Source organism: Nostoc sp., assembly GCF_036919815.1.
GTDB lineage: Bacteria > Cyanobacteriota > Cyanobacteriia > Cyanobacteriales > Nostocaceae > Nostoc.
Window position 1 is genome coordinate 1 of the sequence record NZ_JBALCE010000064.1, and the last position, 12,299, is coordinate 12,299.

The following is a 12,299-nucleotide window of genomic DNA, read 5'->3' on the forward strand; positions in this document are numbered from 1 at the left end:
ATTAAGACTGACTGGTTGTGATTAGGAATGAGTGTAACTTTAAACGCTTTTTGCATTTTAATTTTCGCTATATCCTAGAAATAAGTTTATCATGGGAGCAAGCATCTGCTAACCTAACTATGGAAATTATGATCGCCTAACTCATGACTAGAAGTCACGAGTGTGCGGCTTGGAGAAATCAAGTTGAGTCACCTACAAGTATTTTGCTACTAACAATTTATTCCAAGTCTGACCGAGAAGATATTGATCTAAATGAAATCCGAGATATTTTAACTGATTTTTCTAGTGAGTCAGGTTAAAACTGCTATAATATTTTTCCTTGCATGGTTAGTAGTGCGCTGAATAGACATTTATGATTAGCATAAGCGCCACTTCTAAATATCTGGGAATGTGAGGAATGTCAATTTTTGTTAAGCGCAAAACCCGCGATCGCATTTGGCGATCGCTACAGCAAAGCGCCGAATATGAATTCAAACGCCAATTTTTCGGTTTACTTCTGGTAATTATAACGTGGAGCCTAGCTATGGGCTGGCTTCTAGCCTTAGCAACTAACGCCCAAAGTGCTACTCCCTCCGCCGAAATTGGCACTGTTGACGTAGTGCCTGCACAGTACCAACTAGGGCAAGAACTGTATTTAGAAAACTGCTCCACATGCCACATCGGCTTACCACCAGCCGTTTTGCCCACCCAAACTTGGAAAAATCTTCTGCAAGACTCCCAGCACTACGGCGCACAACTAAAGCCTTTAGTCGATCCGCAGCGCATCTTAGTGTGGAAATATCTTTCGACTTTCTCCCGTGTCCAGCTAGACGACGAAGAAACACCCTATCGCGTCAACAACTCGCGTTATTTCAAAGCTTTGCATCCAGGAGTTAAGTTACCACGTCCCATCCAGATTGGCAGCTGTGTCAGCTGTCATCCCAGTGTTAGTGACTACAATTTCCGCCGCCTGACAGCAGAGTGGAAGTGAAGAGGGAGGAGTTTTGGAAATGCTGCTTATTGCGGCTTTGGCGCGAGTAAGCGAGGCGGCAGCCCCAATGAGCAGCATTCTCAGTCTGAGACTGGGAACGAGTTGAAAAAAATTCATAATTCTTAACTCATAACTCTTAACTCATAACTCCTCACTCTATTCTCCCACTCCTTCTCTGGCCTCATCTGGGGGCAAAATGATACTATGAAGAAGGAGTAAATATAAGATAAGAGTTAAAACCAATCATTTAAAAAAGTGATTGGCTCGTTTTTCTCCTGTTTTTGAGTTAATTTTCATTTCACACCCATCCACGACCGAACCGGTTGGGCTGGGTTAAATGTTTATAATCAATGCCGAACCTTTAATTCCCATCCCCCTTGATTCAGTTCTATAATCTGCCATGCTAAAACTTTTGTTGGGCGACCCCAACGCTCGTAAGCTTAAAAAATACCAACCTTCTGTTACTGAAATTAACCTTTTAGAGGAAGACATTAAGGTTCTTTCCGATGATGAGTTAAAAGGTAAAACCGCCGAATTTAAACAACGGGTTGCCAAAGGTGAAACTCTGGATGACCTATTGCCAGAAGCTTACGCCGTTGTCCGGGAAGCAGGACGACGAGTTTTAGGCTTGCGGCACTTTGATGTCCAACTCCTTGGCGGGATCATTTTGCATATAGGGCAAATTGCCGAAATGAAAACCGGTGAGGGTAAAACACTGGTCGCCACCTTGCCGAGTTATCTGAATGCCCTCACTGGTAAAGGTGTACACGTCATCACCGTGAACGATTACCTGGCTCGTCGGGATGCGGAATGGATGGGACAGGTGCATCGATTCTTGGGGCTGAGTGTGGGGTTAATTCAGGCAAGCATGACTCCCAGCGAACGCCAGAAAAATTACGACTGCGATATTACCTATGTCACCAACAGTGAGATCGGGTTTGACTACCTGCGCGATAACATGGCGACATCAATGGCAGATGTGGTGCAACGCCCGTTCAATTATTGTGTGATTGACGAGGTAGACTCGATTTTAATTGATGAAGCGCGGACACCACTGATTATTTCTGGGCAGGTGGAAAGACCGACAGAAAAGTATCTGCAAGCTGCTGAAATTGCATTCACACTCAAAAAAGACGAGCATTACGATGTGGATGAAAAAGCTCGTAACGTGCTATTGACAGATGAAGGCTTTGCTGAATCGGAAAATCTTTTGGGAGTCACAGATTTATTTGACCCGGAAGATCCTTGGGCGCACTTCGTTTTCAATGCGATTAAAGCCAAAGAACTTTTTCTCAAGGACGTAAATTACATCGTCCGCAATGGGGAAGTGGTAATTGTGGATGAATTTACCGGTCGGGTGCTACCCGGACGGCGTTGGAGTGATGGACTACACCAAGCTATTGAAGCCAAAGAACACGAAGAAATTCAGCCAGAAACTCAAACTCTAGCGACAATTACTTATCAAAATATGTTTTTGCTGTATCCAAAACTCGGTGGAATGACCGGAACAGCAAAAACGGAAGAACCAGAATTTGAAAAAATTTACAAACTGGAAGTCGCGGTAATTCCCACTAATCAAGCCAGAAGACGCGAAGACTTGTCTGATATGGTCTTTAAGACAGAACCGGGCAAGTGGGGGGCGATCGCTAAAGAATGTGCCGAAATGCACGAACTAGGCAGACCTGTATTAGTAGGAACCACTAGTGTAGAAAAATCCGAACTTCTCAGCCGACTGCTGAAACAATTAGAGATTCCCCACGAATTACTTAACGCTCGACCGGAAAACGTGGAACGTGAAGCGGAAATCGTCGCCCAAGCCGGACGCAAAGGTGCTGTTACCATTGCTACTAACATGGCAGGTAGAGGTACAGACATTATCCTCGGTGGTAACTCCGAATATATGGCGCGTCTGAAGCTGCGGGAATACTTCATGCCCCGAATCGTCATGCCAGAAGATGAAGACAGCTTTGGCGTGCAAAGAGCAGCCGGATTGCCTACAGGACATGGCAGTGGTCAAGGTTTTGCTCCGGGTAAAAAAGTCAAAAGTTGGCGGGCTTCACCAGAAATTTTCCCCACGCAGTTGACAAAAGAAACAGAAAAACTACTTAAAGAAGCTGTTGAAATTGCGGTGCGTGAATATGGCGATCGCAGTTTACCGGAATTGGAAGCAGAAGACAAAGTAGCGATCGCCGCAGAAAAAGCTCCTATCGACGATCCTGTGATTCTGAAATTGCGGTCAGCTTACAACCGCATTAAGCAGGAATACGAACAATTTACTACCCGCGAACATAATGAGGTAGTGGAAATCGGCGGTTTGCACGTAATTGGTACAGAACGCCATGAATCGCGGCGGATTGACAACCAGTTGCGCGGACGTGCAGGAAGGCAAGGCGACCCTGGAACAACGAGATTCTTCCTCAGTTTAGAGGATAACCTACTGCGGATTTTTGGTGGTGAGCGGGTTGCTGGGTTAATGAATGCCTTCCAAGTGGAAGAAGATATGCCCATTGAATCTGGGATGCTTACCCGTAGTTTGGAAGGCGCACAGAAAAAAGTTGAAACCTACTACTACGACATTCGGAAGCAGGTATTTGAGTATGACGAGGTGATGAATAATCAACGTCGTGCTATTTATGCCGAACGCCGCCGAGTGCTAGAAGGTCAAGATTTGAAAGAACAGGTAATCAAGTACGCTGAAAAAACGATGGATGACATCGTTGATTACTACATCAACATAGACTTACCCTCAGAAGAGTGGGAGTTAGAAAAGTTGGTTGAGAAAGTCAAAGAATTCGTCTATTTGCTAGCGGACTTGCAGCCAAATCAATTAGAGGATATGTCTGTTAGTGAGATTAAAGCCTTTCTCCACGAACAGGTGCGAATTGCTTACGACCTCAAAGAAGCGCAGATTGACCAAGTTCAACCCGGACTGATGCGCCAAGCTGAACGCTTTTTTATCTTGCAACGCATTGATACACTGTGGCGGGAACACCTGCAACAAATGGATGCTTTGCGCGAATCGGTGGGATTACGCGGTTATGGGCAAAAAGACCCGCTAATTGAGTATAAGAGCGAGGGTTACGAACTCTTCTTGGATATGATGGTTAACATTCGCCGAGATGTGGTGTATTCGTTGTTCATGTTCCAGCCGCAGCCGCAGCAGATGATGCAGCCTTCGTCTGAGATGGTGTAGGTAGTCCCATATCTCATGCAGAGACGCAGAGGCGCAGAGGCGTTTTTGCGTCTTTGTTTTATGCTAGTAGTGCATTCGTTTGGCAGAAGAATCATTTGAGTATTGTTACTGAAAGAGCAAATCCCTTGCTTTTATCAAGGAAAAAGCATTTCTTTTCCAGTTTGTTCACCAGTAATCAGCGTTCTTGATTGAGGATGCTGTATATTGCAGTATCTTGTAAGTTAATCAAAAAGGATGAGGTCGAGCCTATATGCTAGAGTCCTTCCAAATACATAATTTCAGACTTTTTGATCATCTTGAGGTTAAAAGATTAGGTAATGTTAACCTCATTGTGGGCAGGAATAATGCTGGTAAAAGTACATTTCTCGAAGCAGTAGAACTTTATGCCAGCAACGCCTCACCTATGAGTCTCCTTGAGCTTGTAGATTCGAGACAAGAATCTTGGTTTAGTGAGGCACAACCACATACCCAAACTTTTCTTGGTAATCCCATACGCCATCTCTTTTTTGGTCATAAATTACCCGACATAGGAAAAGAAGGCATCATTCTGGGAGAAGTTTCCTCAAACGCAAAGATTTATATTAGTGTTGCTGCATATCAGATTAAATCTGATGATGAAGGGATTATAAAAAGAATCCGCATCACTGATAAGCAGTTTCATGAGGATTTATCAGATATTGAAGTTGTTCTCGTAGCAGAAGAAAGTGAAAGAGTTCGGAGACTCTTTGGATTAAATCGTGATTTTAGAAATACGAGGTTCACATCTAGAGATGCTGAATTTAAATACACATGGCAATTTGTTTCGACAGAAAATATGCCTAATCGGAAATTAGCCGCTCTTTGGGATTTGACAAGTTTAACTAATTTGGAATCAGAGGTTATTTCTGCCCTTAAACTTATTGAACCTAAAGTATCTGGAATTGCTTTTGTAGAGGATATTAGCAAAGGACGCGGAGGCAATAATCGTATTCAGGGAGGCGATAATCGTATTCCATTAGTAAAAATTGAAGGTATAGATGAGCCATTAACTCTAAAAAGTATGGGTGATGGAATGACTCGTTTATTACATATAATTATAGCTCTCGTAAATGCTCGAAATGGCATCCTTTTAATTGATGAATTTGAAAATGGATTGCATTGGACAGTACAGCCTAAAGTTTGGGATATAGTTTTTAATTTATCAGAAAGGTTGAATGTTCAAGTATTTGCAACAACACATAGTCGAGATTGTGTAAATGGTTTTGACAGCGCATGGAATAAGTATCCTTCACTTGGTGCTTTCTTCAGACTTGAAGCTAAAGATAATCTGATTAAGGTAACAGAATACACTTGCGAGACGCTTACGGATTCTCTTGAAACGGACGTAGAAATACGCTGAATAATATGAGTGATATCTGTAAGAAAGATTCAGATAAAATATTACTTGTTGAAGGGATAGATGATTGCCATGTCGTAATGGCTTTGTGTGCTGCTCACCAAGTTCCTGAAACTTTTGGAATATATGAGTGTGGTGGAGATACAAAAGTTTTAAAACGTTTGAATGCTTTGATTGTACGTCCTGAATATCCTCAAGTGATAGGAGTAATGCTTGATGCTGATACTTCTATCGAAGGCAGATGGGCAAATATCAAAAGTAAACTAAGTCACTATAGCTATAAATTACCAGATATCCCTGATATTTATGGAACAATAGTTGAGAGTCTTCCAGATAAACCTAAACTTGGATTTTGGCTGATGCCAAATAATCAAAATTCTGGTAAGTTAGAAGATTTCTGTGCCGAACTAGCAGAACCAACAGCTTTAGCATTTGCGAGAGAATGTATTGCTGAAGCACAAGTGAATAAAGTAACAACTTTTAAACCATTAGATATTAGTAAAGCAGTTATTCACACATATCTTGCTTGGCAAGATGAACCTGGTCGCCCTATGGGGCAAGCGATTACTAAGCAAGCTTTACGCCCAAATACAGATATCGCTAGAAGATATACCAATTGGTTAACACGTCTTTTTATGTAAAACTATTTCCTCGTTTTATAGCTCAACTAGAATAAATTTTAAATCCTAACTAGGAGTTTGCTGAAATGGGTAAGCTGGTACTGCCAAATTTTCAAGGTAAGCAAATGGGGCAAGTAATAGTTACCCTCACTGTCACGAATCGAATTGATCAAGTTTTGGCACAGCGAGGCTTTATTTCTCCAGAGGAAGTTCGCTCTTATATTCTGGATAATGTTTTAGTTGATACGATCGCAACTTTGCTGTGTTTACCTGCTAGCATTATTAGTCAACTAGGTTTAGTCCAAGGTGGAGAAGCCCAGGTAGAGACTACGGCTTGAGTGCAGCAGGGGCGGATTTTCCGAGATGTTGAACTTAGTATTGGAGAACGCCAAGGAACCTTTGATTGTCTGGAACTCACAGAAGTACCCTATGCCCTTTTACGTGTAACGCCAATGGAAGTTTTAGGGTTAGAACCAGACCTTAAAAACCGGAAGTTGCGGGTTTTGCCGATGAATTCTGAGCAAACTTATCTGAGTGTATTGTAAGCGATCGCTTCTACTTGGCGTAGTTTTAGGGTTGTCTGTGGTGCGATCGCTCGTCTTTTGCAATCGTTGAATAATTTGAAGACTTCTCTGTAGACCAATCTCATCTCACAGAACGTTTATATAGGGTCGTGCTATGCTATTGGGGTGTCTAATGAAAAAGCTCTTATTTATCTGTAGCCAGAATAAATTGCGAAGTCCCACCGCCGAGGCTGTGTTTTCTGAATATGAAGGACTTGAAACAGACTCGGCAGGCTTAGATCGCTATGCCGAAGTACCATTATCAACAGAGGCTATTATCTGGGCTGATATTATCTTTGTAATGGAAAAATCCCATAAAAACAAACTATCGAAAAACTTTCAGTACTTGCTGAAAGATAAAAGAATTATCTGTTTAGATATCCCAGATGATTATGAGTATATGGAACCAGCTTTAATTGAATTGTTAAAACAGAAAGTTTTGCCTTTATTAAAAATTAAAAAATGAATATTCAAGAAGCTTTTAATACTGCCACGTTTACAATGGGGAGAAGATCAGACTTCAGGAAAGCGCACCATGCCGAAAATCACCCTGGAAGTATCAGAAGAACTATCTCAACAACTAGCACAAGTAGGCGATGCCTTGTGGCAAGCCACTTCTCTACGAGACGCTCCGCGAACGTGTCTACGCTTACCTGAATTACTTGCTCTGAGCCTCCAACAACCAGCTGTACCAGCACAAATTTACCGATATATCCTCAATTTTCTGGCCAGCAACCCCACTCCTGAACAAATTGCTGAATTTAAACCCACTCTCGAAATGCAAGAACGGTTGCGTATCTTGCTAGCACGCAGTAACGCAGGTGAACTCACACCCACGGAGTTGAAAGAACTAGATGAGTATGAACGTATTGAACACTTAGTTGTGATGATTAAAGCAGGTAACTTATCTTATTTGACCAGTTGACCGTGAGTGTAACCTATATTCCGGTTGCTCTTCGCCGACTGGTAGAAGAACGGGCAAACTATAGATGTGAATATTGCCAGTTACCCGCAGGAGTTGCTTTTTTTCCCCATGAAATCGATCATGTTATTGCCCAAAAGCACGGCGGTGCAACTGATGCTGATAATTTAGCCCTCACCTGCTGGCGATGTAATCGTCATAAAGGCACTGACTTAGGATCGTTTGATCCAGAAACAGGGGCTTTTAGTTTTCTCTTCAACCCACGCACCCAAAAATGGGCTGAACACTTTACCTTTTTAGAACTAGATCTGATGGGATTAACGCCTCCAGGACGTACAAAAATTAGATTGCTACAAATAAATAGCGACGAACGACTAGCTGAACGGCACAGATTGCGCTGAATTGTTCAGACCTGACGCACGCATTCACTTACACAGCTAAAATGATTTCAAGGAAACTCTTCAGCAGAATCACAATGCTAAGAATTAGCCTGTAAGTATTATCTGGTGCGATCGCAGGAGGCAAAAAATGGGCTTGGCTGGATTAAGAATTGTGTTGGTAGAACCAGCTGGTCCGATAAATATCGGCGCGATCGCCAGAGTCATGAAAAATTTCGGGCTATATAATTTAGTATTAGTAAATCCCCAATGCGATCCGCTATCATCGGAAGCTTTGATGATGGCTGTTCATGGTCAGGATATTTTAGAATCTGCGGTATTAGTGGCAACCTTACCAGAAGCATTGCATGGATGTGTCAGAGCGATCGCTACTACTGGTCGCTTTCGGAGTTTGCAAACACCCTTAGAAAACCCCCGCACTGCACTACCCTGGTTACTGGAGGAACCAGAAAAACCCACAGCACTAATTTTTGGCAGAGAAGACCGGGGATTAAGCAATGAAGAATTAAATTATGCACAGAGGTTTGTTTGCATTCCCACAAGTCAAGATTATCTAATCCTAAATTTGGCTACTGCTGTGGCAATCTGCTGTTATGAATTGTCACAATGTACAGAACAGCCTCAAACTCAGACCTTACCCCAAACTGAACTTGCACCCTTAGATGTTCTCGAAGGATACTATCAGCAATTAGAATCACTATTACTGAAAATTGGTTATGTATATCAGCATACCGCAGCTAGTCGCATGGAAAAATTTCGCCAGATGTATAATCGCGCTCACCTGAAAACAGGGGAAGTAGCGATGCTGCGAGGGATTTTGCAGCAGGTAGAATGGGCGCTTAAAAACCAGAGGGATGGTGAAAACTTGTAATTATTCCTTTAATATGTACGCAATCATTCCCCTAAAATGATTAATATGGCTTAAACTAATACACAAAAATGCTACCGAGTGGCAAAGTCGAATTTGAGTATTAATTTTGCTAAAAGATCAAGTTTTGGGTCAGGAGTCTGCAAGAAAAAAGCCAAGTGGGTCACAAGGAGTAACGGTGTCAGAATCAAGTGACGAACTAAAAGCTTTCTCGCGGCGTCAACCCTTAAATCGCCGCCAGCAGCCACAAAAAGTTCAAAAAGTGGCACAGAAGAAAGTTAAAGCTAACAGCCAGCAGCAAGGTGCTAATGGACGACAAGCGGCGCTAACACGTCCAAAAAATCAAATCAGTCCTCAGACAATCCCTGGTGCTACACGTAGGGTAAAATCAGGCTTAGTCATGCCATCGGCAGTAAAACCAATACCTAGTGTCAAAGGAAAAATTCCTCCCTTCCGACCAGGTGCTGTGATGGTCAAATCAGTACGGATGGAAAAGCCAAAAAGCGGCCGGCGAGCATCGCGGAAGACGCGGTTAAAGCCAATGGCCAAAACCATATTGTATATTGTGCGGTTATTGATTGTGGGTGTTGGGATGGGTGCAATTGTGGGCACGGTGTTATCAGTATTAGACCCGGCTAATCGGATCATTACAACTTCTGCGCCCCAATCTAATAGTAATGTGGTGCGATCGCAGCCACAGCCTACCCAAACTCCCCCAGGCGCAGTTTCCAGCCTCTACCTATCCCAGGAAATTATCCCTTTGAAAAATGCCGTGCAAAATTTGGCGGACACCAACCCAAATCTTACACCCGGAGTTTTCTTAGTAGATTTAGATACTGGTAATTATGTAGATGTCAATGGCTCCGCGAGTTTTCCGGCGGCTAGCACAATTAAACTGCCGGTTCTAATTGCCTTTTTCCAGGATGTGGATGCCGGGAAAATTCACCTGGATGAAATGCTGACCATGCAACAGGATATCATAGCTGGCGGTTCGGGAACTCTGCAATACAAACCCGCCGGAACCCAATACGCCGCTCTGGAAGTCGCCACTAAAATGATTACAATCAGCGACAACACAGCGACAAATATGTTGATTGCGCGATTGGGAGGAATGGATGCTTTAAACCAACGTTTCCGCACTTGGGGATTGACAAATACAACAATTCGTAATCAACTCCCAGATTTGCAAGGGACAAACACCACTAGTCCGAAGGAATTGGGGAATTTGATGGCGATTGTGAGTCAGGGAAATTTAGTGAGTATGCCATCACGCGATCTGATGCTCGATATTTTGCGTCGCACCCAAAGAGACACTTTGCTACCATCGGGTTTGGGAACAGGCGCAAGAGTATACCATAAAACGGGCGATATTGGCACAATGTTGGCAGATACAGGTTTAATTGTTGTTCCAACTGGCAAGCGCTACATAGCAGCTGTAATGGTACAACGCCCTAATAACGACCCCCGCGCCGAAAAACTGATTAGCTCAATTTCTCGTGCTGCCTACCAAGAATTTAGCCAAAATGCTGTTACACCAAGCACTATCCCCGCAAATGGTTATCAGCCCCCTGTTGTGAATCCTGCACCCAACGGTACGACAGGCACTGTACCCGCAAATGGTTATCAGCCCCCTGTTGTGAATCCTGCACCCAACAGCATGGGAGGTACTGTACCCGCAAACGGTTATCAATCTCCAGTTATGAATCCGCAATATTACCCCCCAAGATAAGTTGGGATTTTTGAATTTTGCATTTTTGCATTAGACATTTGCAGAAATTAATTAACATACAATTTATGTTCCTGGCTTACCTCACCCTCAATCCCTCTCCTTATAAAGGAGAGGGAAGCTAGAGACAGGATGAAGTTTTGCATTTTATTTAATCCACGATCCTTAGTATGATTTGAATATTCATTCATTAAATCTTTGTCGGATTCTTTAACTATTCTGAGTTCTGAATTCTGACTCCTGAATTCTTATTATTAAAGAATTTTTTAATTGTCAATTAGACGATGCTCTTAACTTTTTTGATACCGCATCCCTGGCAGTTGCGAAACTAAATCCATAAGTTCCAACTGTAACAAAGCACCGGAAACTAAGCCAGCAGCCATGCCGGTTTGTTGGACAATCAAATCGAAGGGTAAAGCATCACAAGAAAACGCATTCATTACTGTTTGCAATTCTGGCGATAAAGTTGGCATTAACTGTTCTGGTGCTGTGGAAGCCTCGACTCCATCAATTTGTGGTATTGCTCCTAGCATGGTTAACAGTTCGTCTAGTTCTTTGAGGATGAAAGAAGCTCCTTGATTGAGTAACTTTAAGCACCCTTGGGATGGATGATCGTCTAGTCTTCCAGGTAAGGCATAGACATCTCTACCAAATTCATTCGCATAGGTAGCAGTAATTAAAGCACCAGATTTTAACGGCGCTTCCATTACCAGGATGGCGCGGCTTAAGCCTGCAATAATTCGGTTGCGACGGGGAAAGTGAGTGCGATCGGGTGGGGTTTTTGTCGGGTACTCACTCACAACTAACCCAGCCGTCAAAATTTGCTTGTACAAATCCCGATTTTTATGTGGATAAATGACATCTACACCAGTCCCCAAAACTGCGATCGTGCGTCCACCAGCTTTCATGGCGGCGATGTGGCTTTCTGTGTCAATTCCCTCTGCCATCCCAGAAACAACTGTAAAGCCATTTTTAGCCAAAGCTGTACTAATTTGGCGAGTCCAACGGATACCATATTCTGAGGGTTGGCGGGTTCCGACAATCCCAACCATCGGTTTTTGTCCGAGATTTTCTTGGAGTTCGACTTCACCGCGATAGTATAAAATCGGCGGTGGACTCGGAGTTTCCAGCAGTAAGCGGGGATAATCGGCATCTGCTGGTGTCCAGAAATGGGGATTTTCTTGCTGGTGCTTGGTAAATAGTTGTTCAGGGTGTAGGCGCGATCGCTGTTGTACTACTTTTTCTAGTGTCTGAAAACCAAAACCCTCCACCTCTCCTAACTGTACCTTGGTAGCGTTCCAAGCACTTGCCAGCGTCCCAAAATGCTGTTGCAGCCGTCGCAGTAATACCGGGCCAATCCCAGAAATTTGCGCCCAAGCTAGCCAATATGCACCTTCTTCTACCACGGTTCTATCCTCACGCCTACTAAATTGAGTATTCCCAAATTAGGTTTGGCTATTGAGATCAAGGCAGAGTGGCGAATGGGAAAGTTTCGTGAACTACTCAGACTTGCCTACGGCTGAAGTCTGAGCTTCCCAATTCATCGGGAATAGCCTCAAAACTCCGTAGTTTCTTTGGTCTGACATTCCCTCCAAGGGCAGGAGTCCTGGTTCCCAAGACCCAAATCTCTCTCTTCTCCCAAGGGGAGACGCCAAGGGCGATGC

13 protein-coding genes are annotated in these 12,299 nt (G+C 43.3%); 11 read left to right on the forward strand and 2 right to left on the reverse strand.

Features of this window, described 5'->3' with window-relative positions; translation table 11 throughout:
- Positions 1-397 precede the first annotated feature (397 nt).
- The 6 genes from V7K15_RS15490 (at position 398) to V7K15_RS15515 (ending at position 6,703) form a co-directional block, all read left to right on the forward strand.
- Positions 398-970: a cytochrome C gene (locus tag V7K15_RS15490; protein WP_334906367.1), complete on the forward strand. Its 573-nt coding sequence runs from the start codon at positions 398-400 to the stop codon at positions 968-970.
- Positions 971-1,370: 400 nt separating this feature from the next.
- Positions 1,371-4,163 (forward strand): preprotein translocase subunit SecA, encoded by a 2,793-nt coding sequence (secA, locus tag V7K15_RS15495; protein WP_334906369.1) that lies wholly within the window; start codon positions 1,371-1,373, stop codon positions 4,161-4,163.
- A 250-nt stretch (positions 4,164-4,413) separates the two neighbouring features.
- Positions 4,414-5,541: an AAA family ATPase gene (locus tag V7K15_RS15500; protein ID WP_334906371.1), complete on the forward strand. Its 1,128-nt coding sequence runs from the start codon at positions 4,414-4,416 to the stop codon at positions 5,539-5,541.
- 5 nt (positions 5,542-5,546) lie between these two features.
- Positions 5,547-6,179 (forward strand): DUF3226 domain-containing protein, encoded by a 633-nt coding sequence (locus V7K15_RS15505; protein ID WP_334906373.1) that lies wholly within the window; start codon positions 5,547-5,549, stop codon positions 6,177-6,179.
- 65 nt (positions 6,180-6,244) lie between these two features.
- Positions 6,245-6,496, forward strand: a complete 252-nt coding sequence (locus V7K15_RS15510) for a hypothetical protein (protein ID WP_334906375.1) — start codon at positions 6,245-6,247, stop codon at positions 6,494-6,496.
- Positions 6,497-6,703, forward strand: a complete 207-nt coding sequence (locus V7K15_RS15515; RefSeq protein ID WP_334906377.1) for a hypothetical protein — start codon at positions 6,497-6,499, stop codon at positions 6,701-6,703.
- Here the strand turns inward: V7K15_RS15515 and V7K15_RS15520 are convergent.
- Positions 6,685-6,807, reverse strand: coding sequence for a hypothetical protein (locus V7K15_RS15520; protein WP_334906379.1), 123 nt, complete (start codon positions 6,805-6,807; stop codon positions 6,685-6,687). The two genes, V7K15_RS15515 and V7K15_RS15520, sit on opposite strands and share 19 nt — an antisense overlap.
- 47 nt (positions 6,808-6,854) lie before the next feature.
- On the opposite strand from V7K15_RS15520, the gene V7K15_RS15525 reads away from it, so the two are divergent.
- The 5 genes from V7K15_RS15525 (at position 6,855) to V7K15_RS15545 (ending at position 10,638) form a co-directional block, all read left to right on the forward strand.
- Complete coding sequence (locus tag V7K15_RS15525) at positions 6,855-7,187, forward strand: low molecular weight protein tyrosine phosphatase family protein (RefSeq protein WP_334906381.1); 333 nt, start codon at positions 6,855-6,857, stop codon at positions 7,185-7,187.
- A 69-nt stretch (positions 7,188-7,256) separates the two neighbouring features.
- The gene (locus V7K15_RS15530; RefSeq protein WP_334906383.1) at positions 7,257-7,646 is read left to right on the forward strand and encodes a hypothetical protein; all 390 of its coding nucleotides are present in this window, start codon (positions 7,257-7,259) and stop codon (positions 7,644-7,646) included.
- 2 nt (positions 7,647-7,648) lie between these two features.
- A complete protein-coding gene (locus V7K15_RS15535) occupies positions 7,649-8,044 on the forward strand; it encodes an HNH endonuclease (protein WP_334906385.1) in 396 nt (131 codons plus the stop codon).
- Between the two features lie 127 nt (positions 8,045-8,171).
- Positions 8,172-8,912, forward strand: a complete 741-nt coding sequence (locus V7K15_RS15540) for an RNA methyltransferase (protein ID WP_334906387.1) — start codon at positions 8,172-8,174, stop codon at positions 8,910-8,912.
- Between the two features lie 175 nt (positions 8,913-9,087).
- Positions 9,088-10,638: a serine hydrolase gene (locus V7K15_RS15545; protein WP_334906389.1), complete on the forward strand. Its 1,551-nt coding sequence runs from the start codon at positions 9,088-9,090 to the stop codon at positions 10,636-10,638.
- Positions 10,639-10,925: 287 nt separating this feature from the next.
- Here the strand turns inward: V7K15_RS15545 and dprA are convergent, their stop codons facing one another.
- Positions 10,926-12,041, reverse strand: a complete 1,116-nt coding sequence (gene dprA, locus V7K15_RS15550) for a DNA-processing protein DprA (RefSeq protein ID WP_334906391.1) — start codon at positions 12,039-12,041, stop codon at positions 10,926-10,928.
- Positions 12,042-12,299: the final 258 nt, after the last annotated feature.

Bases quoted from the DNA above. Each gene is read 5' to 3' on its own strand.
- V7K15_RS15490 (WP_334906367.1), top strand. From the start codon at position 398: ATGTCAATTTTTGTTAAGCGCAAAACCCGCGATCGCATTTGGCGATCG.
- secA (WP_334906369.1), top strand. From the start codon at position 1,371: ATGCTAAAACTTTTGTTGGGCGACCCCAACGCTCGTAAGCTTAAAAAA.
- V7K15_RS15500 (WP_334906371.1), top strand. From the start codon at position 4,414: ATGCTAGAGTCCTTCCAAATACATAATTTCAGACTTTTTGATCATCTT.
- V7K15_RS15505 (WP_334906373.1), top strand. From the start codon at position 5,547: ATGAGTGATATCTGTAAGAAAGATTCAGATAAAATATTACTTGTTGAA.
- V7K15_RS15510 (WP_334906375.1), top strand. From the start codon at position 6,245: ATGGGTAAGCTGGTACTGCCAAATTTTCAAGGTAAGCAAATGGGGCAA.
- V7K15_RS15520 (WP_334906379.1), bottom strand. From the start codon at position 6,807: ATGAGATTGGTCTACAGAGAAGTCTTCAAATTATTCAACGATTGCAAA.
- V7K15_RS15525 (WP_334906381.1), top strand. From the start codon at position 6,855: ATGAAAAAGCTCTTATTTATCTGTAGCCAGAATAAATTGCGAAGTCCC.
- V7K15_RS15530 (WP_334906383.1), top strand. From the start codon at position 7,257: ATGCCGAAAATCACCCTGGAAGTATCAGAAGAACTATCTCAACAACTA.
- V7K15_RS15540 (WP_334906387.1), top strand. From the start codon at position 8,172: ATGGGCTTGGCTGGATTAAGAATTGTGTTGGTAGAACCAGCTGGTCCG.